This window comes from Vibrio sp. Makdt (genome assembly GCF_027587015.1).
Lineage (GTDB): Bacteria > Pseudomonadota > Gammaproteobacteria > Enterobacterales > Vibrionaceae > Vibrio > Vibrio chagasii_B.
Map to the genome: position 1 here is coordinate 279,705 of NZ_JAPPTH010000004.1, position 22,530 is coordinate 302,234.

General features: G+C 45.3%; 18 protein-coding genes and 1 pseudogene. 10 read left to right on the forward strand and 9 right to left on the reverse strand.

Features of this window, described 5'->3' with window-relative positions; all coding sequences use genetic code 11:
* Positions 1–3 precede the first annotated feature (3 nt).
* Together panB and panC are read left to right on the forward strand one after the other, a co-directional pair.
* Positions 4–798, forward strand: coding sequence for a 3-methyl-2-oxobutanoate hydroxymethyltransferase (gene panB, locus OH460_RS07040; protein ID WP_269996163.1), 795 nt, complete (start codon positions 4–6; stop codon positions 796–798).
* Between the two features lie 8 nt (positions 799–806).
* Entirely contained in the window at positions 807–1,697 is an 891-nt protein-coding gene (gene panC / locus OH460_RS07045; protein WP_102426163.1) for a pantoate--beta-alanine ligase, read from the forward strand.
* A gap of 84 nt (positions 1,698–1,781) precedes the next feature.
* On the opposite strand, the gene OH460_RS07050 is transcribed toward panC, so the two are convergent.
* From OH460_RS07050 to OH460_RS07060, 3 genes are all read right to left on the reverse strand, one after another.
* Positions 1,782–2,552 (reverse strand): ABC transporter permease, encoded by a 771-nt coding sequence (locus tag OH460_RS07050; RefSeq protein ID WP_004738182.1) that lies wholly within the window; start codon positions 2,550–2,552, stop codon positions 1,782–1,784.
* A gap of 1 nt (position 2,553) precedes the next feature.
* Entirely contained in the window at positions 2,554–3,471 is a 918-nt protein-coding gene (locus tag OH460_RS07055) for an ABC transporter ATP-binding protein (protein ID WP_269996167.1), read from the reverse strand.
* A gap of 326 nt (positions 3,472–3,797) precedes the next feature.
* Positions 3,798–5,429 carry a SulP family inorganic anion transporter gene (locus tag OH460_RS07060; RefSeq protein ID WP_008222712.1) on the reverse strand — a complete coding sequence of 544 codons (1,632 nt, stop codon included), beginning with the start codon at positions 5,427–5,429 and terminating at the stop codon, positions 3,798–3,800.
* A 286-nt stretch (positions 5,430–5,715) separates the two neighbouring features.
* Between OH460_RS07060 and can the strand changes: the two genes are divergently transcribed.
* Positions 5,716–6,384, forward strand: a complete 669-nt coding sequence (can, locus tag OH460_RS07065; protein ID WP_008222714.1) for a carbonate dehydratase — start codon at positions 5,716–5,718, stop codon at positions 6,382–6,384.
* Between the two features lie 72 nt (positions 6,385–6,456).
* Here the strand turns inward: can and hpt are convergent, their stop codons facing one another.
* Positions 6,457–6,987 (reverse strand): hypoxanthine phosphoribosyltransferase, encoded by a 531-nt coding sequence (gene hpt / locus OH460_RS07070; protein ID WP_061032638.1) that lies wholly within the window; start codon positions 6,985–6,987, stop codon positions 6,457–6,459.
* Between the two features lie 336 nt (positions 6,988–7,323).
* Between hpt and OH460_RS07075 the strand changes: the two genes are divergently transcribed.
* Complete coding sequence (locus OH460_RS07075; RefSeq protein ID WP_004738173.1) at positions 7,324–7,929, forward strand: LuxR/HapR/OpaR family quorum-sensing transcriptional regulator; 606 nt, start codon at positions 7,324–7,326, stop codon at positions 7,927–7,929.
* Positions 7,930–8,169: 240 nt separating this feature from the next.
* Here OH460_RS07075 and lpdA read toward each other — a convergent pair whose 3' ends face one another.
* The 5 genes and pseudogenes from lpdA to ampD form a co-directional block, all read right to left on the reverse strand.
* Positions 8,170–9,600: a dihydrolipoyl dehydrogenase gene (gene lpdA, locus OH460_RS07080; RefSeq protein WP_004738171.1), complete on the reverse strand. Its 1,431-nt coding sequence runs from the start codon at positions 9,598–9,600 to the stop codon at positions 8,170–8,172.
* 241 nt (positions 9,601–9,841) lie between these two features.
* Positions 9,842–11,737, reverse strand: coding sequence for a pyruvate dehydrogenase complex dihydrolipoyllysine-residue acetyltransferase (aceF, locus tag OH460_RS07085; RefSeq protein WP_269996171.1), 1,896 nt, complete (start codon positions 11,735–11,737; stop codon positions 9,842–9,844).
* Between the two features lie 30 nt (positions 11,738–11,767).
* Positions 11,768–14,431 (reverse strand): pyruvate dehydrogenase (acetyl-transferring), homodimeric type, encoded by a 2,664-nt coding sequence (aceE, locus tag OH460_RS07090; RefSeq protein ID WP_061032475.1) that lies wholly within the window; start codon positions 14,429–14,431, stop codon positions 11,768–11,770.
* Positions 14,432–14,493: 62 nt separating this feature from the next.
* Positions 14,494–15,255, reverse strand: a complete 762-nt coding sequence (gene pdhR, locus OH460_RS07095) for a pyruvate dehydrogenase complex transcriptional repressor PdhR (RefSeq protein WP_008222726.1) — start codon at positions 15,253–15,255, stop codon at positions 14,494–14,496.
* 483 nt (positions 15,256–15,738) lie between these two features.
* Positions 15,739–16,340, reverse strand: a pseudogene (ampD, locus tag OH460_RS07100) (1,6-anhydro-N-acetylmuramyl-L-alanine amidase AmpD).
* A gap of 83 nt (positions 16,341–16,423) precedes the next feature.
* On the opposite strand from ampD, the gene nadC reads away from it, so the two are divergent.
* The 6 genes from nadC (at position 16,424) to coaE (ending at position 22,524) form a co-directional block, all read left to right on the forward strand.
* Positions 16,424–17,314 carry a carboxylating nicotinate-nucleotide diphosphorylase gene (gene nadC / locus OH460_RS07105; protein ID WP_004738163.1) on the forward strand — a complete coding sequence of 297 codons (891 nt, stop codon included), beginning with the start codon at positions 16,424–16,426 and terminating at the stop codon, positions 17,312–17,314.
* Between the two features lie 253 nt (positions 17,315–17,567).
* A complete protein-coding gene (locus tag OH460_RS07110) occupies positions 17,568–18,041 on the forward strand; it encodes a pilin (protein ID WP_269996177.1) in 474 nt (157 codons plus the stop codon).
* The gene (gene pilB / locus OH460_RS07115; protein WP_269996178.1) at positions 18,041–19,726 is read left to right on the forward strand and encodes a type IV-A pilus assembly ATPase PilB; all 1,686 of its coding nucleotides are present in this window, start codon (positions 18,041–18,043) and stop codon (positions 19,724–19,726) included. Before OH460_RS07110 ends, pilB begins: the two co-directional genes overlap by 1 nt.
* 15 nt (positions 19,727–19,741) lie before the next feature.
* Positions 19,742–20,971, forward strand: coding sequence for a type II secretion system F family protein (locus tag OH460_RS07120; RefSeq protein ID WP_269996180.1), 1,230 nt, complete (start codon positions 19,742–19,744; stop codon positions 20,969–20,971).
* Between the two features lie 66 nt (positions 20,972–21,037).
* The gene (locus tag OH460_RS07125) at positions 21,038–21,907 is read left to right on the forward strand and encodes a prepilin peptidase (protein WP_269996182.1); all 870 of its coding nucleotides are present in this window, start codon (positions 21,038–21,040) and stop codon (positions 21,905–21,907) included.
* 2 nt (positions 21,908–21,909) lie between these two features.
* Positions 21,910–22,524, forward strand: a complete 615-nt coding sequence (gene coaE, locus OH460_RS07130) for a dephospho-CoA kinase (RefSeq protein WP_269996184.1) — start codon at positions 21,910–21,912, stop codon at positions 22,522–22,524.
* Positions 22,525–22,530 lie beyond the last annotated feature (6 nt).

Here is a 22,530-nt window from a genome sequence, read left to right on the forward strand (position 1 = left end):
CCAATGAAAAAAGTAACCATTAACGACCTGATCAAGTGTAAACGTGAAGGCCGTAAATTCGCGACGTCAACAGCTTACGATGCGAGCTTTGCTCAATTATTCGAAAGCCAAGAGATGCCAGTTCTGCTTGTCGGTGATTCACTGGGTATGGTTCTACAAGGCCATAACGACACATTACCAGTAAGCGTTGAAGACATCGCCTACCACACTCGCTCTGTGCGTGCTGGTAGCCCTAACTGTCTTCTTATGGCTGACATGCCTTTCATGAGCTACGCGACTCCAGAGCAAGCTTGTGAGAGCGCAGCTGCCTTGATGCGTGCTGGCGCGAACATGGTAAAAATCGAAGGCGGAAGCTGGTTGGTTGATACTGTGAAGATGCTAACAGAACGCGCAGTACCAGTATGTGCACACTTAGGCTTAACGCCGCAATCTGTGAACATCTTTGGTGGTTACAAGGTTCAAGGTCGCGATGACGACCAAGCAGATAAAATGGTTGCTGACGCACTAGCACTGCAAAACGCAGGTGCTCAAATCGTTCTACTTGAATGTGTACCAGCTTCATTGGCAAAACGAATTACAGAAGCTTGTCACGTGCCAGTTATTGGTATTGGTGCAGGTAATGTTACGGACGGTCAGATCTTGGTTATGCATGACATGTTCGGTATTTCTGCGAACTACATGCCGAAGTTCTCTAAGAATTTCCTAGCAGAAACAGGTGACATGCGCAAAGCAGTAGCTCTATACAAAGAAGAAGTAGAGAGCGCACGCTTCCCTGATGATGCTCATACAATCGCTTAGGAGTAAGTATGCAAACTTTTGCTGAAATAGCGGCTCTTCGTGAGCAGATTAAACAGTTTAAGCGTGATGGACGTACGGTTGCTTTTGTTCCGACGATGGGAAACCTGCATGAAGGCCACCTTACTCTGGTAAAGAAGGCTCGTGAACTAGCAGACATCGTCGTGGTCAGCATCTTTGTTAACCCGATGCAGTTTGATCGTGCCGATGACCTGAACAACTACCCTCGCACGTTAGAAGCGGATCTAAGCAAACTAACGGGCGAAGGCGTTGAACTGGTATTTACACCGACACCAGAAGTGATGTACCCAGATGGCCTAGACAAACAGACGTTTGTTGAAGTACCAGGGTTATCTCACATGTTGGAAGGTGCGTCTCGTCCAGGTCATTTCCGTGGCGTAGCGACGATTGTCACTAAGCTGTTTAACATCGTTCAGCCAGATTTTGCATGCTTCGGCGAGAAAGACTTCCAGCAACTTGCTGTCATTCGCCAAATGACAACTGACTTAGCGTTAGACATTGAAATTGTAGGCGTTGCAACGGTTCGTGAAATGGACGGTTTAGCAATGAGCTCTCGCAATAGCAATCTGACTATTGATGAGCGCCAACGTGCACCGGTTCTAGCGCGCACTATGCGTTGGATCAGCAGCGCAATTCGTGGTGGACGTGATGACTACGCATCAGTGATTGAAGATGCGACAGACCAGCTTCGCGCAGCAGATCTGCAACCAGATGAAATTTTCATTTGTGATGCTAAAACTCTGCAAGCCATCACTTCAGAATCGACTCAAGCTGTGATTCTTATGTCGGCCTTCTTAGGTAAGACGCGTCTTATCGACAACCAAGTTCTCGACTTGGTAGCGGAAACCAAAGAAGAAGTGAAAGAAGAAACCGCTGAGTAGCGTGCTGATTCTCAAATAAAAGAGACAAAAAAGGTCGATGTAATATCGACCTTTTTCTTTACCTGCGATTCAGGGGCGCCGGAGTTAGCTGCGTAAACCGATGCCCTTAGTCACTAGGTAATGTGCAATGCCATACAGTACAACGATAAACACACCTAGTACGCCAAACGACGTCACAATACCCACATCAGACACACCCAAGAAGCCATATCTAAACGCATTCACCATGTAGACAATCGGGTTCAACTTCGACACACCCTGCCAAAACTCAGGCAGCAGGCTAATCGAGTAGAACACACCACCAAGATAAGTAAGTGGCGTCAGAATGAAGGTTGGAATAATTGAGATATCATCAAACGTGCGTGCAAATACCGCGTTAATAAGACCACCTAACGCAAATACCACCGACGTTAGGAAAACGGTCGCAATAATCACCCCCCAGTGATCCACCTGAAGGTCAACGAAGAACAGAGAAACAAAGGTCACGATAGTACCGACCAATAGGCCGCGCACCACACCACCCATCACGAAACCAGCAATGATCACGTAGTTCGGCACCGGCGCAACCAGCAGTTCTTCAATGTTCTTTTGGAATTTGGCACTAAAGAATGATGAAGCCACATTCGAGTACGAGTTAGTGATTACCGACATCATGATCAAACCCGGCACTATGTACTCCATATAACTAAAGCCGTTCATTTCACCGATTCGCGCACCAATCAGGTTACCGAAGATGATGAAATAGAGCGTCATAGTAATTGCAGGTGGGACTAGCGTTTGCACCCAGATACGAGTAAAACGGTTGATCTCTTTGGTCAACAAGCTGCGAAAAGCGGTCCAATATAGGCTGTACATATTATTTACTCCCCTCACGCACGATACTTACAAACAGTTCTTCTAGACGGTTAGCTTTGTTACGCATCGAGAGGACTTTCACATTCTGCTCACTCAACTGAGCAAAGATGGTGTTCAAACCTAGGTTCTTATCAATTTCGATCTCTAAAGAGCCATTCACCAAGACTTGGTTATTCACGCCTTCTAGCTTAGGTTCAGTCGCGCCCTCTTCAAGATCTAAAATAAAGGTCTCGGCGCTCAACTTACCTAGTAGCGCTTTCATGGTGGTGTTTTCGATCAACTCACCACGATTAATGATACCGATGTTGCGACACAACATTTCCGCTTCTTCTAGGTAGTGCGTGGTCAAGATAATGGTAATGCCCTGCTTCTCGTTGATCTCTTTGAGGAATTCCCACATCGAGCGGCGCAGTTCAATATCGACACCTGCAGTTGGCTCATCAAGGATTAACAGCTGAGGCTCATGCATCAGCGCACGCGCGATCATCAAGCGGCGTTTCATACCACCAGACAAGTTACGCGCACGTTCGCTACGTTTTTCCCATAAATCGAGTTGAGATAGGTACTTTTTCGCTCGCTCTTTTGCCAGAGATTTAGGGACACCGTAGTAACCCGCTTGCTGCAAAACGATCTGCTCAACCGTTTCAAACGGGTTGAAGTTAAACTCTTGAGGAACTAAGCCTAGGTTTTGCTTTGCCAGCTCCAGATCGGTATCAATGTCGTAGCCGAATACCTTAACCTTGCCAGAGGTTTTATTTACTAACGAAGAGATAACGCCAATGGTGGTGGACTTGCCCGCACCATTTGGACCAAGAAGCGCGTAAAAGTCACCTTTTGCTACCTGTAAACTAATGCCTTTAAGTGCCTCGAAGCCACCAGCATAAGTTTTTCTTAATTGCTCAATTTCTAATGCATACATAGAGATGATTGCCATTTGCTATAAATAGTGTGGTTAGCCGGACAGGATGAAGAGGACGAAACCTGAAATGAACCAGTTGAACTAGCTCAAGATAATGTACGCGGCCATTTTGCAAACAAGTTTATCGTTGAATGACGATGAATACAAATATCGATTAACGGTTTCGTTATAAAACTTAAAAGAACTAAGGCTGCATAAAGCCCTATATCGAATATCACAGACAAAAAAATACCGCTAAGACATTAACTTAGCGGTACTTTCCGTTATTAGAAATTCATGACCAATATTGATAACTATTGTTCAGTCACAGTGAATTAATAAGAGTATTAAACCGATTCAAATTGGTGCTCGTCTCTCTCAACGTAGCTTGTTGCAGCTGTCAGAGCTTCATAACGGAAGCGATATGTGTTCGATTCCGGTACTAAATCAATTACGTGGAATTTCTCCAACTGTTGACGAGTGTTCTCATTCGGACACAACAAGTACACCTCACATTGAGCGTCTAGCGCATCTTTGATTGCATTCTCTAGCGCAAGACCAACCGTAACATCAATCATAGGTACATCGGTTAAGTCTAAAATCATTGCTTCGTAATCAGAAATACTTGAGTGCTGTCGTGAAATCGCCTTTGAGACACTGAAGATCATCGGCCCTGATAGATAGAAGAACAAAACCTTGCCGTTGGCATTATCCAGTAGCTGACGTTCGCTGTCGGTCAATGGGATATCGTCTTCATCATCACCATCACTGATCGCCTTAACTTGTCTGGCTTGCTCACGGCTCAATCTTTCAATAATCAGAATGTTCGAGATAAATACGCCCAATCCAACCGCGATGATCAGGTCAACAAATACGGTTAGCAGCATTACGCCATACATGACGCCCATGCCCGCATAACTGACCTTGTGCGCACGCTGAATGAAACTCCAATCGAGAATGTTGAAGCCTACATACATCGCAATACCCGCCAGCACAGCCATAGGGATAGGTTCTGTCAACCCACCAGCGACCAAAACCACTAACGCCAATACTAATGCTCGAATCACACCTGACAGTGGAGAGCGCGCTCCCACCTGAATATTGGTTACAGTGCCCATGGTAGCACCCGCACCTGGCAATGCACCAAACAAGCCGGAAAGCATATTTGCGATACCTTGGCCACGCAGTTCTTTATCTGAGTCATGCTCTTTACGAGTCAATGAGTCTCCAATAACAGCGGTCAAAAGCGTATCAATACAACCTAAAGTACCAAGCACTAAAGCATCAATAACCATAGTTGTGAATTGCTCAGCGCTAATAGTAGGGATAACGAGAGAAGGCAGACCTGCTGGGATTTCACCAATACGGCGAATAGAATCGGTATCGAAGAAAATAACGGACAAAAGAGTGACGGCTACCAACGCAACCAGTTGCGCAGGCACATACTTACGGTACTTAGCTGGGAAGCCAAACAGAATACCGAGTGTCAGTGCACCTAGAAATAGCTCACTCACTTTTAAGTTTGCTAGCGTATCAGGCAAAGCAGAGAGCGTGCCCATTACACCACCGGATGGAGCGGCATGTCCTAACAATGGAGACAGCTGCAAGATAATCAGAATAACGCCAATGCCCGACATAAATCCAGAGATCACGCTATATGGCATCAAAGTGACGTATTTTCCTAGCTTTAACGTGCCAAGTAATATCTGGAATGCACCGGCCATCATCACAACAGTAAAGGTCATTGCCATACCCGTTTCAGGATACTTCGCAACCATACTCGTCATTACGGCAGTCATAATCACCGTCATCGGGCCGGTAGGTTCAGAAATCAAACTACTCGAACCGCCAAACAATGCTGCAAATAGGCCAACCATAATGGCGCCCCACAAGCCAGCTTCAGCTCCCGCGCCAGAAGCAACACCAAATGCCAACGCTAAAGGTAACGAGATGATGGCTGTAGTTACACCGCCAAACATATCCCCTTTGAGATTGATATCCGTAAAACGACTTCCAAACAAAACACACCTTCCTGATGATGAAATGACAAACCTTATCACTTTAACAAATGTATCAAGTGTTCAGAAAGTGTTAATTCAATCACATTATTCATGTCTTATAACCGGAACATTGATAGAGAGCTAAGTTTATGATTTTCCGTACTAGAACACGTCAGATGAGTACATTTTGACGCAGTTTTTACGAGATTGAATTTGTAACATTGTGTATAGTTAAGCATCTTAATTGAGGGATGTAAGAAGCAAGATGCCAGAAATAAAACAGCTTTTTGAGAACAATTCCAAATGGTCTGAAGAAATTCGCTCTGAAAGACCTGAGTATTTTACAACGCTTGAAGAGGGTCAAAGCCCTGGTTTTCTATGGATAGGTTGTTCAGATAGCCGAGTCCCAGCCGAGCGCCTTACTGGCTTATATTCTGGAGAACTGTTTGTTCACCGAAACGTGGCCAACCAAGTGGTTCATACAGACCTAAACTGCCTATCTGTCGTTCAGTACGCAGTAGATGTGCTTAAAGTGAAACACATTATTGTCTGTGGTCACTACGGTTGTGGCGGTGTTAATGCGGCAATTGATAACCCGAAACTTGGCCTTATCAACAACTGGTTACTTCACATTCGCGATAACTACCTAAAATACCGTAAAGAGATCGAAGCGCTTCCACGTGAACAGTGGGGTGACAAGCTTTGTGAGATTAACGTCGCAGAGCAGGTTTACAACCTAGGTAACTCAACCATTATGCAAAGTGCATGGGAACGTGGTCAAGAGGTCGAGATCCACGGTGTGGTGTATGGTATTGGCGATGGCAAATTGCAAGACCTTGGCGTGCGCTGCTCTAGTAACGATACTTTAGAGAACAGCCACTTAGAAGCTATCAATAAAATCTTAACGACGCCTCTTCTTAGCCAACAAGGCTAATTATCTCTATCAAAATACAAAAAGCCCGCATCAAGCGGGCTTTTTAATGTCTTGTGTCGGCAAGTGTAGTGATTACTCTTGCGGTACCACTTTACCAATGTATGGCAGGTGACGGTATTTTTGAGCGTAGTCGATACCAACACCAACAACGAACTCGTCTGGGATCTCAAAACCAATCCACTTAGTGTCCACTTCAACTTCACGTCGTGAAGGCTTGTCTAGTAGCGTACAGATCTCGATAGATTTAGGACCACGTAAGCTCAGGATCTCTTTTACCTTAGTCAGTGTGTTACCAGTATCGATAATATCTTCTACAAGCAGAACGTCTTTACCTTGGATGTCGTCATCTAGGTCTTTCAAAATACGAACATCACGTGAGCTTTCCATGCTGTTGCCGTAGCTAGACGCGGTCATGAAATCAACTTGGTGAGTTAAATCAATAGCACGAGCAAGATCCGCCATAAAGACAAACGATCCACGTAATAAGCCAACTAAAACCAGATCTTCACTGCCTTGGTAGTGTTCCGTGATCTGTTTGCCTAGTTCGTTTACTCGATCCTGAACTTCTTGCTCAGAGATCATGACTTCAACTGTATGCTTCATACTGCTCTCATTTTGTTTGGTGATTGCGACAAGTGTAGACAGTTTTGCCATTGGTGCCGCTCAATTTGTGCGTAAGTCTAGCACTGCTCAAATACCCACACCACCTTATGGCTCCAATTTACTGTCAGATTATCAATGAAATGTGCACTTGTGCTTTGTCTGATAGTCGCCTCCTTTCACATCAATGTGGATCACGCTTTATGTATCAAGTTTGATGTAACTGTCTATTAAATAAGCTCAAAGGATTGACCATTCGCATATGCACCATTACACTCATCTTGGCTTAAATAATAATAAAATCATTAATATAAAAAAATCGTTGGCAAGGAAAATAAAATGGACTCAATCTCTAAGAGACCTAGAACTAGGCTTTCACCTTTAAAAAGAAAACTTCAGCTGATGGAAATCGCGCTTGAAGTATTCTCTCGTCGCGGCATTGGCCGTGGTGGTCACGCTGACATTGCAGATATCGCTCAGGTATCAGTAGCAACAGTATTTAACTACTTCCCTACTCGTGAAGATCTGGTTGATGAAGTGCTTAATCATGTTGTCCGTCAATTCTCAAACTTCCTTTCAGACAATATCGATCTAGATATTCACGCAAAACAAAACCTACATAATATTGCGACTGAAATGGTGACACTAGTCGCTCAAGACAGCCACTGGTTGAACGTATGGTTCGAATGGAGCGCATCGACGCGTGACGAAGTATGGCCACTGTTCGTAACGACAAACCGCACTAACCAAATGTTGGTACAAAACATGTTTAGTAAAGCGATTGAGCGCGGCGAAGTTTGTGACGATCACGATCCTAAGCATCTTGCGAATCTATTCCACGGCATCTGCTACTCGCTATTTATCCAAGCGAAACGTGTCGATACCAATGAAGAGTTGTCTACTCTAACTGACAGCTACTTGAACATGCTGTGTATCTATAAGTAGATTCGAGATTCGAGATTCGAGATTCGAGATTCGAGATTCGAGATTCGAGATTCGAGAAGAAGTATGAAGGGTTGACCTAGTGGGTCAACCCTTTTTGTTTTGATGTACTCGCTTTTCGTATCTCGGAGCGCAGCGTACTCGCATCTCGAAGTGAAACGTTACTGCTCTTTACCTCAGAAATAAAAAAACCGCTGACGAATCAGCGGCTTTTAAAAACATTAGCGAGTGGCTAAAGGAGAATTACTTCTTCTTTTTCACTGCTTTTTTGTTTGGAAGGTCAGTGATTGAACCTTCGAATACTTCCGCAGCAAGACCAACAGACTCGTGTAGAGTTGGGTGAGCGTGGATAGTAAGAGCGATATCTTCTGCGTCACAACCCATTTCGATTGCTAGGCCGATTTCACCAAGAAGCTCACCACCGTTAGTACCAACAACAGCACCACCGATTACGCGATGAGTATCTTTATCGAAGATCATCTTAGTCATACCATCTGCACAGTCAGAAGCGATTGCACGACCAGAAGCAGCCCAAGGGAAAGTCGCCACTTCGTAGTTTAGGCCTTCCGCTTTCGCTTCTTTCTCAGTCTTACCTACCCAAGCAACTTCTGGCTCAGTGTACGCAATTGATGGGATTACTTTAGGGTCGAAGTAGTGCTTCTTACCAGAGATAACTTCAGCAGCTACGTGACCTTCATGCACACCTTTGTGAGCAAGCATTGGTTGACCAACAACGTCACCGATCGCGTGGATGTGAGGAACGTTTGTACGCATTTGCTTATCAACGTTGATGAAGCCACGCTCGTCAACTTCGATACCTGCTTTTTCAGCATCGATAAGTGCACCGTTTGGAACACGACCGATAGCAACAAGAACAGCATCGTAGCGCTCAGCTTCAGCTGGTGCTTTCTTGCCTTCCATTGAAACGTAGATACCGTCTTCTTTCGCTTCAACTGCAGTTACTTTAGTTTCAAGCATTAGCTTGAACTTGTTCTTGATACGCTTAGTGAAGACTTTAACGATGTCTTTATCCGCAGCAGGGATAACTTGGTCGAACATCTCAACTACGTCTACTTTAGAGCCTAGAGAGTGGTAAACCGTACCCATTTCAAGACCGATGATACCACCGCCCATGATAAGCAGTTTTTCAGGAACTTCTTTCAGCTCAAGTGCATCCGTAGAATCCCAAATACGTGGGTCTTCATGTGGAATGAAAGGAAGTTTGATTGGGCGAGAACCCGCAGCGATGATTGCGTTATCGAAGTTAACTGTTGTTGCTTCGCCTTCGCCTTCAACTAGGATGCTGTTAGGACCAGTGAACTTACCGAAACCGTTAACAACTGTTACGTTACGCATCTTAGCCATACCGCCAAGACCGCCAGTTAGTTGGTCTACTACTTTTTCTTTCCAGATACGGATCTTGCTGATGTCCGTTTGTGGCTCGCCGAATACAACGCCGTGCTCTGCCATCGCTTTCGCTTCTTCGATTACTTTAGAAACGTGAAGAAGTGCTTTCGATGGAATACAACCAACGTTTAGACATACACCACCAAGAGTGCTGTAACGTTCAACTAGTACTGTTTCTAGACCTAAATCCGCACAACGGAATGCAGCTGAGTAACCAGCAGGACCTGAACCAAGTACAACAACTTGGGCTTTAATTTCTTTGCTCATTGTGACCTCTTGTAGTCATTATCCCTAACAGGCTGAGTAGATGTTCTTAAAATTATTGGGCTTTCAAACAGCCAACATTTTACAGAGATGTTAACAGTGTGAAAGTAGCTTTAAGTTAGCCTGTGAGCTAGACAACACTTCCCTTTCGCTTTATGAGAAAAGCGGGAACTGTTCTCTAAAAATAGTCTTTATATAAAGAATTAAGGTGACCCGAAAGCCACCTTAATAATTACTTTCTCAATTACAGTACTAGACGACGGATGTCAGATAGTGCGCTGTTTAGGAAAGTAATGAAGCGTGCACCTTCAGCACCATCGATCACACGGTGGTCGTATGATAGAGATAGTGGAAGCTGAAGACGTGGCTGGAACTCTTTACCATTCCAAACTGGCTTAATTTCAGACTTAGATACACCTAGGATACCTACTTCTGGAGCATTTACGATTGGCGTAAATGCAGTACCGCCGATGCCACCAAGGCTAGAGATTGTGAAACAACCGCCTTGCATGTCAGCTGCAGTTAGCTTACCAGCACGTGCTTTCTTAGACACAGCCATTAGCTCTTCAGATAGCTCGTAAATGCCTTTCTTGTTCACGTCTTTGAATACAGGAACAACTAGACCGTTTGGAGTATCTACCGCGATACCTACGTTTACGTACTTCTTAAGAATGATGCTTTCGCCATCTTCAGAAAGAGAAGAGTTAAACGCAGGGAACGCTTCTAGCGCTTTAGCAACAGCTTTCATGATGAACACAAGAGGAGTGATCTTCATGCCAGTGTCTTTCTTAGCTTCGATTGCGTTCTGCTCTTTACGGAATGCTTCTAGCTCAGTGATGTCTGCGTTATCCCACTGTGTAACGTGAGGGATCATTACCCAGTTACGGTGTAGGTTTGCACCAGAGATCTTCTTGATCTTAGAAAGCTTCTGAACTTCAGTTTCGCCGAACTTGCTGAAGTCAACTTTTGGCCATGGTAGTAGACCAAGAGCAGAGCCGTCACCGCCTTTGCCAGATGCCGCAGCACCAGACTCTAGACGCTTAAGTGCATCTTTAACGTAAGACTGAACGTCTTCTTTAAGTACACGGCTCTTACGACCAGTACCTTTAACCTTAGATAGGTTTACACCGAACTCACGAGCTAGACGACGAACAACTGGAGACGCGTGTGCGTACTCACCGTTTTCTTGGAAGTCGTCTGCAGCTGCGGGAGCTGCTGCCGCTGGAGCTTCAGCTTTAGGTGCAGGTGCCGCCGCTGGAGCTGCTGCTTGTGCAGGTGCTGCAACAGGAGCTGGAGCTGCGCCTTCAACTACGAAAGTCATGATTAGAGAGCCAGTTGACACTTTATCGCCAGCTGCAATCTTGATCTCTTTAACTGTACCAGCGAATGGTGCAGGAACTTCCATTGAAGCTTTGTCGCCTTCAACAGTAATTAGAGATTGCTCTTCTTCTACTGTATCGCCAACCGCTACCATTACTTCAGTAACTTCTACTTCGTCACCGCCGATGTCTGGAACGTTTACTTCTTTTTCAGCTGACGCTGCTGGAGCCGCTGCAACTGGTGCTGCCGCCGCTGGAGCAGGAGCTGCTGCAGGTGCTGAGCCAGCAACCTCGAATACCATTACTAGAGAACCAGTAGAAACTGAGTCACCAGAAGCGATCTTGATTTCTTTAACTGTACCAGCGAATGGTGCAGGAACTTCCATTGAAGCCTTGTCACCTTCAACAGTTAGAAGAGATTGCTCTTCTTCTACTGAATCACCGATAGCAACCATGATTTCAGTAACTTCTACTTCGTCGCCACCGATATCTGGAACGTGAACTTCTTTAAGCTCTGCCGCTGCTGCCGCTGCAGGAGCAGCTACTGGAGCTGCCTCTGCTGCTGGAGCAGGTGCAGCGTCAGCTGCACCCTCGGCTTCGAAAATCATGATTAGAGAACCAGTAGAAACTGAATCGCCTTCAGCTACTTTGATTTCTTTAACGATACCTGCTTGAGACGCTGGAACTTCCATAGAAGCTTTGTCGCCTTCAACAGTGATCAGAGACTGTTCTTCTTCAACCTTGTCGCCAACGCTTACAAGAATCTCAGTAACTTCAACCTCATCCGCACCGATGTCAGGTACATTAATTTCGATTGCCATTGCTTATTTACCTTCTAGTTAAGCGCTGTATTAAGCGTATTGTGGGTTTGTTTTTTCAGTGTCGATATCGAATTTAGCAATTGCTTCAACTACTACAGATTTCTCGATATCACCACGTTTAGCCAGTTCAGTTAGAGCTGCAACTACGATGTAGCCAGCGTTAACTTCGAAGTGACGACGTAGGTTTGCACGGCTGTCAGAACGGCCGAAACCATCAGTACCAAGTACTTTGTAAGACTCGCTTGGCATGTAAGCACGTACTTGCTCAGCGTAGTTCTTCATGTAGTCAGTCACTGCGATTGCAGGTTCTTTACCAAGTACAGTTGTGATGTACGGTACTTTCTCTTCAGCTTCTGGGTGAAGCATGTTGTCACGCTCTACCGCTTGACCGTCACGAGTTAGTTCGTTGAACGACGTTACAGAGAATACGTCAGATGCTACGCCGTACTCTTCGCTTAGAATTTCAGCAGCTTTACGCGCTTCGTTCATGATAGTACCAGAGCTCATTAGTTGAACTTTGCCCTTAGCACCAGCGTGAGATTCAAGCTTGTAGATACCCTTACGGATGCCTTCTTCAGCGCCTTCTGGCATTGCTGGCATCGCGTAGTTCTCGTTCATTACTGTTAGGTAGTAGTAAACGTTCTCTTGCTCAGGGCCGTACATGCGACGGATACCGTCTTGCATGATTACTGCTAGCTCGTAAGCGAATGTTGGATCGTAAGAGATACAGTTCGGGATAGTGTTCGCTTGGATGTGCGAGTGACCATCTTCGTGCTGTAGACCTTCACCGTTCAGTGTTGTACGACCAGCTGTAGCACCTAGTAGGAAGCCGCGAGCTTGTTGGTCACCTGCTAGCCATGCCATGTCACCAATACGTTGGAAACCGAACATAGAGTAGTAGATGTAGAACGGGATCATTGGTAGGTCGTTCGTGCTGTATGAAGTTGCCGCTGCAACCCATGAAGCCATAGAACCTAGCTCGTTGATACCTTCTTGAAGAACTTGGCCAGATGTTGCTTCTTTGTAGTAAGAAACGATGCCTTTATCTTCAGGTGTGTATTCTTGACCGTGTGGGTTGTAGATACCAACCTGACGGAATAGACCTTCCATACCGAATGTACGAGCTTCATCACAGATGATAGGAACGATGTTCTTACCGATGTTCTTGTCTTTCAGTAGGATGTTTAGCGTACGTACGTAAGCCATAGTCGTTGAAATTTCACGCTTCTGTGCACCTAGTAGAGGAGCAAACTCTTCTAGCTCTGGTACTTTGAATTCTTGAGTGAATTTTGGCAGACGTGCTGGCGTGTAACCTTGTAGGGCTTTACGACGAGCATGTAAGTATTCGTATTCAGCAGAACCTTCTTCCAGTTTCAGGTAAGGAAGCTCAGACACTTTCTCATCAGAAAGGATGTCTTGTAGGCCTAGACGGTCACGTAGGTATTGTACGTGAGTCATGTCCATCTTCTTAACACCGTGTGCGATGTTCTTACCTTCTGCAGCTTCACCCATGCCGTAACCTTTAACTGTCTTAGCTAGGATTACTGTTGGCTTGCCACCTGTCTCTTTTGCATTGTTGAATGCAGCGAACAGTTTAGAAGAATCGTGACCACCACGCTTCAGTTCGAAGATTTGGTCGTCAGTCATGTCTGCAACTAGTGCAGCTGTTTCTGGGTACTTACCAAAGAAGTGCTCACGTACGTATGCGCCATCTTTAGATTTGAATGTCTGGTAGTCACCATCGATAGTTTCGTTCATTAGTTGAAGAAGCTTACCAGTGGTGTCTTTAGCTAGTAGAGAATCCCAGTTGCTACCCCAGATAACTTTAACAACGTTCCAACCTGCACCTTTGAATAGGCCTTCAAGTTCTTGGATGATGCTACCGTTACCCATTACAGGGCCGTCTAGACGCTGTAGGTTACAGTTGATTAGGAAACATAGGTTGTCTAGCTTCTCACGCGCAGCGAAAGAGATAGCACCACGTGATTCTGGCTCATCCATCTCACCGTCGCCTAGGAAAGCGTATACACGTTGAGCAGAAGTATCTTTAAGACCACGGCCTTCTAGGTACTTAAGGAAACGAGCTTGGTAGATCGCAGAGATCGGACCTAGACCCATAGATACCGTAGGGAACTGCCAGAATTCAGGCATTAGTTTAGGGTGCGGGTAAGAAGGGATACCTTTACCATCAACTTCTTGACGGAAGTTATCTAGCTGCTCTTCAGTTAGACGACCTTCAACGAATGCACGAGAGTAGATACCAGGAGAAATGTGGCCTTGGTAGTAAACTAGATCGCCACCGTCCGTCTCGTTTGGAGCACGGAAGAAGTGGTTGAAACAAACTTCGTAGAACGCTGCTGCTGACTGGTAAGAAGCCATGTGACCACCTAGGTCTAGGTCTTTCTTAGAAGCACGCAATACGATCATGATTGCGTTCCAGCGAATAATCGAACGAATACGACGCTCAAGAGTTACGTCACCAGGGTAAGCTGGCTCTTGCGCTGCTGGAATTGTGTTGATGTAGTTTGTGTTGATACCTGTAGCCATATCAACGCCATCTAAACGCGCTTTATCTAGAACTTGTTCTAGTAAAAACTGTGCACGTTCTACACCTTCTTCACGTACTACTGACTCAAGAGCTTCTAACCAATCTTGAGTTTCCAGAGCATCAACGTCATGCTTCATGTCAGACATGGCGATCTATCCTTTTTGTTAGTTGGATTCTACTAAACACGTAAAAAGCCGAAGTATTACGGCTATTTACCCTGTTGAATTCGACGTAGAGAACGTTCGCGGCGCGATTCTTCCTTCGTCAAATCCAGCAATGTTTCTTCGATGTAAGCTAAATGAGAGTGTGACATTTCACGCGCCTTCTCAGGCTGGCCAGAAACGATCGCATCTACGATATTAGCTCGATGTATACTCACTTTCTCCACAACGTCTTTACGACGATGCAACAGCTTTAAATTTTCTAAGACGTTTTGTTCGAGTAACGGAGCCAAGCTACGAACAATGTGCAATAACACCACATTGTGCGCTGCCTCTGTTAAAGCAATAAGAAAAGCCATCACCGCTGCAGATTCGGCTTCAATATCACCCTTCTCTTGCGCGCCGTGAATTTTTTCTTGGCAGGCTTGAATACGAGCAAAGTCTTCATCGGTTCCACGCAATGCCGCGAAGTAAGCCGAAATCCCTTCCATCGCATGACGCGATTCCAACAAGTCTAGTTGGGTTTCAGAATGGGATGACAACAAATTAAGCAAAGGATCTGAAAAGCTTTTCCAGATATTTTCGCTAACAAACGTACCTCCACCTTGACGGCGAGTAAGCAAGCGTTTTGCTTCTAAACGTTGTATCGCTTCTCGGATTGAAGGACGAGACACATCGAACTGTTTCGCCAGTTCGCGCTCAGGCGGCAGCTGCTGCCCTGGAGCCAGTGTTCCTTCCACAATCAACCTTTCTAACTCTTGTTCGATAACATCGGAGAGTTTTGGCTGACGAATCCTTTGATAAGCCATAGTTTGTTGTTCTTCTTTTTCTTCGCTGACAATTGGTAATACCAATTTTAAGTTGGGCAGAAATTAACATAATTAAAACGCCACTGTCCAGCGTAAAATTGACCTGCATCATAGAACGCAGTGTGAATTAACCACGATTTAACAAATGAAATTTAAAACAGCAACCAAATTGGTCTTACCATTTACAGCGGTAATACTTTTGGGGAGTACTCGTGCTAGAAAGTTTCAGGATAAAAATGAATTGTTTCAGAAAGATTAGTCTAAGTCGGTCAAAAATCGAACCAAGCGCACATTTGAGGGGAAATTTCTGTTCATAAGCTTTAATATCTGGGTGTTTGATAAGCTCGTCACACTCTTGATTTATTGACACCCATCAACGAACCACTTTCTTTACATTGCAACAACAAAAAATCACAAGTGGTTATGCTAAGCGTTGATTAAGCAAGGCTCTGCAATTGGCAGAGCCATAAATAGGATTAGGGATTAGAAGCGCAATTTGCCTTTAAATTTTGTCCAGTCGAAGACCAACCCAGGGTCTGTTTTGCGTAAAGGTGCTATGTATTGATGGCCAGTGATACGTTCATTAGTGATCTGAGGAAAACTTGAGACCAGTGTTTCCGTTAGCTCAGTCAAGGCTTGATACTGCTGCTCTGTATAGGCAATAAAGTCACTGCCCTCTAATTCAATCCCAATAGAGTAATCATTACACCTTTCACGACCAGCAAAGCTCGATTGGCCGGCATGCCAAGCCCTGTCTAGGAAAGAAACGAACTGCACCACTTCACCATCACGGCGAATCAAGCAGTGAGCAGATACGCCCATTTGATGAATCACCTTGAAAAACGGGTGTTCCGCGGGCTCAAGCTGGCCCGTAAAGAACTGCTCGATATAAGGTCCACCAAATTGCCCCGGTGGCAGGCTAATATTGTGGACCACCAGCAGAGAGATATCACCGACACTCGGCCGAGCGTCAAAATACGGGGAAGGAACATGCCGAGCGTTTTCGTACCATCCTTTGGAGCAGATCGTCATCTTGGTCTCGCTTTCTTTTTTTTGCTAGCACAGTAGATTGTGACCTTGCCCATGGAGCAGTCACGCTAGCCTCTTTAATTTGAAGTTAAGCAAGAGTATCATTCCATTCCCACTCCCTTTCAAGATTAGATTTGCGATGAAAAACACACATAACAGCCACCAACGCCTTGACTACTTAAAAGAGCAACTGCCTCTCGAGATTACTCGAGCAGTCGCAGAAACAATCAAAGAAGACCTAGGCGGTACGTTAGATCCAGCGGCTGATATTACGGCAAGTCTAATCCCAGCTGACGCTATCAACAGCGCAACCATCATCACTCGTGAACACGGTGTATTCTGTGGTAAAGCATGGGCTGATGAGGTGTTTAAGCAGCTAGGCGGTGAAGTGACTATCGAGTGGAACGTAGAAGATGGCGATAAGGTAGAACCAAACCAAACGCTTTGCACCCTAACTGGCCCAGCACGCGCACTATTGACTGGTGAGCGTAACGCAATGAACTTCATTCAAACGCTATCTGGTTGTGCGACAGCAACCGCTATCTATGCTGACAAAATCAAACACACAGAGTGCCGTCTGCTAGATACTCGTAAAACCATCCCAGGCCTACGTAGTGCACTAAAATACGCTGTGGCTTGTGGTGGCGGTTTCAACCACCGTATCGGTGTTTTCGATGCCTACTTAATCAAAGAAAACCACATCATCGCATGTGGCGGTATTGAAAAAGCTATCTCAACAGCAAAAGAGCTCAACCCGGGTAAGCCTGTTGAAGTGGAAACTGAGAGCCTAGAAGAGCTAGAGCAAGCTATCAATGCGGGCGCAGACATCATCATGCTAGACAACTTCACCACTGACATGATGCGTGAAGCTGTGAAGATCAACGCTGGCCGTGCTGCACTAGAAAACTCTGGTAACGTGACGCTAGACACTATCGCTGAGTTCGCTGAAACGGGTGTTGATTACATCTCGGTAGGTGCATTGACCAAGCACCTAAAAGCAATGGACCTATCAATGAGGTTCAAAGCGTAATTTACTGAATAGTAAATAGTTTCTATAAAGGCACTGTTGATGACAGTGCCTTTTTTATTGCCTTAATTATCAGTATTTCAAACCGTTATTTAAGTTGATCGCATAAATTTGCGTGCTATATGCAACAGCTATTCAATAAATTCAAAACCACTCGCGACCGCACCTGAACACCATTCCACTTCCCCCCCTCGACTTCTATTCTCTCTACCATCTTGTGCTTGCACTGAAACAAACTAAAGAATGGAATTAGACAATGAATAACAAGAACAAAAGAACGAATCAGAAAGGTTTCACACTGATTGAATTGATGATTGTGGTTGCGGTTATTGGGGTTCTCTCTGCAATTGCGATACCTCAGTATCAACAATATGTTGCTAAAGCGGAAGTAGCTTCTGCACTAACTACTCTGACGGGGCTTAAGACCAATGTAGAGGCATCTACTGTAGAAAATGGGACATTCCCTGCAGCAGGTAGTGAAAATGACTTGGGGGCACCAGTTTCATTAGACTTAGGTGATATAGACTTTACAGGACAAGGAACAGGTGCAAGCGCTGCTTCAGGCACAATTACATTTGAATTTGCAACAAGTGCAAGCTCAGGTGTGAGCACTTTGGTATCAGGTAGAACTTTTGAATTAAACCGCGATAATAACGGTACTTGGATCTGCAGAACAGGGACAACCGGAACAGCTGTCTCTTCAAATCTCCTTCCGAAAAGCTGTCAATAGTGCTCACCAACCTCCCAACCGTTCTCCGTCAGGCTGATTTAATTAGCCTGACTCAAGAACAAGCCGTGGCGGAACATGTACAAGCTTCAGGTATTTCAACACCTGAAGCTTTACTCGTTCTTGATCTCTTCACGAGCGACTCCTTAGCAAACAATATACAAGCCATCTTCGGCTTACCGTTAGTTCAATTGAGCAACACCGATTATGAAGCCTTATGTGATCAACTAGGGCTACGTGAACTGATCACCAAATACCGTGCTATCCCGATCTCAGTCTCTAATTCGACGCTCACACTGGCTTCAGCCGACCCGACCGACTTACAAGCGGAAGATGATTTTCGTTTTGCGACCGGGTTGCAGATAGAACTGACAGTCGCCAATTACTCGGAACTCGAAGGTGCAATACGAAAGCTGTATGGTCGCTCTATTTCCGGACAAGATTCTAAGCGTAAAGAGATCACCCAAGATGAGCTGGCTAACCTAGTTGAAGTGTCTGACGACGAGCTCGCGTCGATTGAAGACCTTAGCCAAGACGACTCTCCGGTTAGTCGTTTTATCAACCAGATACTGGTCGATGCGGTACGTAAAGGCGCATCCGATATCCATTTTGAACCTTACGAAGAGCACTACCGTGTTCGCCTGCGTTGTGACGGTATATTGGTTGAAATCCAGCAACCCGCCTCTCACCTAAGCCGTCGTTTATCCGCCCGTTTAAAAATTCTCGCCAAGCTTGATATTGCCGAGCGTCGTTTACCTCAAGATGGACGCATCAAGTTGCGCCTGAATGATGAGCTTGCGATTGATATGCGCGTCTCAACACTGCCTACCTTGTGGGGCGAGAAAATTGTACTGAGGCTACTTGATAGCAGCGCAGCTAATCTCGATATCGATAATCTCGGTTACAGCGACGATCAAAAAACACTGTATCTAAATGCACTAAAACGCCCACAAGGAATGATCTTAATGACAGGCCCTACTGGCAGCGGAAAAACCGTCTCGCTTTATACCGGCCTTCGAGTGTTGAACACCACAGAACGTAATATCTCCACCGCGGAAGATCCGGTAGAGATTAACCTGTGTGGCATCAATCAAGTGCAAGTGATGCCAAAGATCGGCTTCGGGTTCGCTGAAGCCCTGCGCTCGTTTTTAAGACAAGATCCAGATGTGGTGATGGTAGGTGAGATCCGTGATTTAGAAACCGCAGAGATCGCCATCAAAGCATCGCAAACCGGTCACTTAGTACTTTCAACGCTCCATACCAACTCTGCGGCAGAAACCGTTACCCGACTCGCTCATATGGGGATTGAGCCCTTTAACTTAGCCTCATCGTTGAGCTTGATCATTGCCCAACGACTGGCAAGACGCTTGTGTAGCCAATGCAAAGTCATTGACGACTCACCAGACATCTTCCTGCGTCACTCAATACCTAACAGCAAAACCATTTATAAGGCTAACCCACAAGGGTGTAACGAGTGCAATCAAGGCTATTCTGGGCGTGTCGGAATTTATGAAGTGATGCCATTCACCGACAAACTCAAAAATAGCCTTATCAGCAAACCGAATGCGCTGGAGGTTGAAGACCTCGCCCGCCGAGAAGGGATGCGCACACTGCAAGAGTCAGGATTAGATAAGCTACTTGAAGGCACCACCAGCTATCAAGAGCTGCAACGTGTTCTGTACCTATAATCCATTGGAGCTTCAATGATCAGCAAAACTAAGCAATCACAATTAAAAAGCTACCACTGGAAAGGCATCAATAGCTCTGGTAAAAAAGTTTCAGGGCAAACCTTAGCTCTTACCGAATTAGAAGTACGTGAAAAGCTCAAAGATCAGCATATCCAGATAAAGAAAATCAAAAAGAAAAGCATCTCGGCACTGACGCGTTTAACCCATAGAGTTAAATCTCGGGATATCACCGTATTGACCCGCCAACTTGCGACTATGTTAGGAACCGGAGTTCCGATTGTGCAGGCGATTAAGTTGGTCTCAGATAACCACCGCAAAGCTGAAATGAAATCTATCCTGTCACACATCTGTAAAGGTGTTGAAGCTGGTACACCTATCTCAAAAGCGATGCGAACCGCAAGTCGTCACTTTGATGACCTCTATACCGATTTAGTCGCAACGGGTGAGCTCTCGGGTAACCTTGCGCAAGTCTTTGAACGCTTAGCGACCTATCGTGAGAAGAGTGAACAGCTCAAGTCTAAAGTCATCAAGGCGCTCATCTATCCTGCAATGGTGGTCACTGTCGCACTTACTGTCTCCTATTTAATGCTGACCATGGTGATTCCTGAGTTTGAGTCGATGTTTTCAGGCTTTGGTGCCGACCTCCCTTGGTTTACACAGCAAGTACTAGAGCTTTCTCATTGGATGCAGGCATACAGCTTTTATACATTTGTAGGTGCAGGGTTAGCAGCATTAGTTATCTATCAACTCTGTCAGCGTTCCTACTCGATTCGATTATCGACCAGCCGCTTAGGGTTAAGGTTTCCAATTCTAGGCGGTGTTATGGCAAAAGCCTCCATTGCCAAATTCAGTCGCACACTATCAACCAGTTTCGGTTCTGGTATCCCCATTCTCATGAGTCTAAAAACCACAGCCAAAACCACAGGTAATTTGCACTATGAATCGGCAATCATCGAAGTACATCGCGAAACCGCTGCGGGCATTCCAATGTATATCGCAATGCGAAATACCAACGCCTTTCCTGAGATGATGTTGCAGATGGTGATGATTGGCGAAGAGTCAGGCAACCTTGATGAAATGCTCAACAAAGTCGCCTCGATTTACGAGTTTGAAGTCGACAACACCGTCGATAATTTGGGCAAAATATTAGAACCGCTGATCATTGTGTTTTTAGGATCCGTCGTAGGCGGTCTTGTGGTTGCGATGTACTTACCGATCTTTAATCTTATGAGTGTGTTAGGATAGCCAAAAGCAACTCAACACTCATGAGTAGAAACCTCTACTCATCTTGATTAAGTGGTAAAGGACACTATGGAAGTATTTCACTACTATCCTTGGCTATTCCCGGTATTAGCATTCATTTTTAGCCTTCTGATTGGCAGCTTCCTTAACGTCGTCATACATCGTTTACCTATTATGATGGAACGCGAATGGCAACAAGAGTGCTCGGAGTATTTCTCACAATATAAAATCCCTGCGCCAGAAGGTAAGTTCAACCTCAGTGTTCCTCGCTCAACCTGCCCTAAATGTAAAACTCAATTAAGAATCGTCGACAATATTCCAGTGTTAAGCTGGTTATTCTTGAAGGGCAAGTGTCACAGTTGTGCCACACCGATCAGCATTCGCTACCCTCTGGTTGAACTGCTGACCGCAATACTTTGCACAGTTGTCGCGAGTCATTTTGGTTTCAGTTTTTACGCTATTGCACTGATATTTTTTACCTTTGCACTAATTACCGCGACTTTCATCGACCTCGACACCATGCTATTGCCTGATCAAGTTACCTTACCGTTAGTTTGGTCTGGTATCGCTTTAGCCCTATTTAATATCAGCCCAGTATCGCTTCAAGACTCAGTAGTCGGCGCTATGGCTGGCTACCTCGCGTTATGGTCCGTGTACTGGCTGTTCAAACTGCTGACAGGTAAAGAAGGCATGGGTTACGGTGACTTCAAGTTACTGGCTGCACTTGGCGCATGGCTGGGTTGGCAGCATCTACCGATGATCATCCTGCTGTCTTCGCTTGTTGGCCTGGTGTTTGGTTTGATTCAGCTGCGCTTGAAACAGCAAGGCATTGATAAAGCCTTCCCATTCGGCCCTTACCTTGCGATTGCTGGTTGGGTAAGCTTGATGTGGGGTAACGACATCATGGGTTGGTATTTCACTTCAGTATTAGGAATGTAACCATGGCAATCATTATCGGATTAAGTGGCGGTATAGCCAGTGGAAAAACGACTGTCGCTAACCTATTCAACGAACATTTTGGCATTGATATTGTCGACGCCGATATCGTGGCACGTGAAGTGGTTGCGTTAGGCAGTGATGGACTAAAACAGATTACTGCTCATTTTGGTGAAACCATCTTGCTTGAAGATGGCACACTCAATCGATCTAAACTGCGCGAGCTGATCTTCTCAGACCTAGAGCAAAAACAATGGCTCAATGATCTTCTTCATCCCATGATCCGTGACAAAATTGACAGTGACCTGTCTAAAGTCACCTCTCCCTATGGTTTATTAGTCGCACCTCTATTGGTTGAAAACCAGATGCAAGGAATGACGGATCGCGTATTAATTGTTGATGTGCCTACAGAAGTGCAAATTGAACGAACGATGAACCGTGACAATGTTTCTAGGGAACAAGTTGCATCAATTTTGAAATCACAAGCTTCAAGAGAACAACGCTTAGCAGTTGCAGATGACGTGATTAAAAACCATACTAAAAACCAAGAACTTTTGCCGCAAATCACAGATTTACATAAAAAGTATCTGGCAATCAGTACAGTAGATGGGTCAGAATAGAACTAT

What these genes read in the sequence shown, in the direction of transcription:
- panB (WP_269996163.1), top strand. Translation starts at nt 4, where the DNA reads ATGAAAAAAGTAACCATTAACGACCTGATCAAGTGTAAACGTGAAGGC.
- panC (WP_102426163.1), top strand. Translation starts at nt 807, where the DNA reads ATGCAAACTTTTGCTGAAATAGCGGCTCTTCGTGAGCAGATTAAACAG.
- OH460_RS07050 (WP_004738182.1), bottom strand. Translation starts at nt 2,552, where the DNA reads ATGTACAGCCTATATTGGACCGCTTTTCGCAGCTTGTTGACCAAAGAG.
- OH460_RS07055 (WP_269996167.1), bottom strand. Translation starts at nt 3,471, where the DNA reads ATGTATGCATTAGAAATTGAGCAATTAAGAAAAACTTATGCTGGTGGC.
- OH460_RS07060 (WP_008222712.1), bottom strand. Translation starts at nt 5,429, where the DNA reads ATGTTTGGCGGTGTAACTACAGCCATCATCTCGTTACCTTTAGCGTTG.
- can (WP_008222714.1), top strand. Translation starts at nt 5,716, where the DNA reads ATGCCAGAAATAAAACAGCTTTTTGAGAACAATTCCAAATGGTCTGAA.
- hpt (WP_061032638.1), bottom strand. Translation starts at nt 6,987, where the DNA reads ATGAAGCATACAGTTGAAGTCATGATCTCTGAGCAAGAAGTTCAGGAT.
- OH460_RS07075 (WP_004738173.1), top strand. Translation starts at nt 7,324, where the DNA reads ATGGACTCAATCTCTAAGAGACCTAGAACTAGGCTTTCACCTTTAAAA.
- lpdA (WP_004738171.1), bottom strand. Translation starts at nt 9,600, where the DNA reads ATGAGCAAAGAAATTAAAGCCCAAGTTGTTGTACTTGGTTCAGGTCCT.
- aceF (WP_269996171.1), bottom strand. Translation starts at nt 11,737, where the DNA reads ATGGCAATCGAAATTAATGTACCTGACATCGGTGCGGATGAGGTTGAA.
- aceE (WP_061032475.1), bottom strand. Translation starts at nt 14,431, where the DNA reads ATGTCTGACATGAAGCATGACGTTGATGCTCTGGAAACTCAAGATTGG.
- pdhR (WP_008222726.1), bottom strand. Translation starts at nt 15,255, where the DNA reads ATGGCTTATCAAAGGATTCGTCAGCCAAAACTCTCCGATGTTATCGAA.
- nadC (WP_004738163.1), top strand. Translation starts at nt 16,424, where the DNA reads ATGAAAAACACACATAACAGCCACCAACGCCTTGACTACTTAAAAGAG.
- OH460_RS07110 (WP_269996177.1), top strand. Translation starts at nt 17,568, where the DNA reads ATGAATAACAAGAACAAAAGAACGAATCAGAAAGGTTTCACACTGATT.
- OH460_RS07120 (WP_269996180.1), top strand. Translation starts at nt 19,742, where the DNA reads ATGATCAGCAAAACTAAGCAATCACAATTAAAAAGCTACCACTGGAAA.
- OH460_RS07125 (WP_269996182.1), top strand. Translation starts at nt 21,038, where the DNA reads ATGGAAGTATTTCACTACTATCCTTGGCTATTCCCGGTATTAGCATTC.
- coaE (WP_269996184.1), top strand. Translation starts at nt 21,910, where the DNA reads ATGGCAATCATTATCGGATTAAGTGGCGGTATAGCCAGTGGAAAAACG.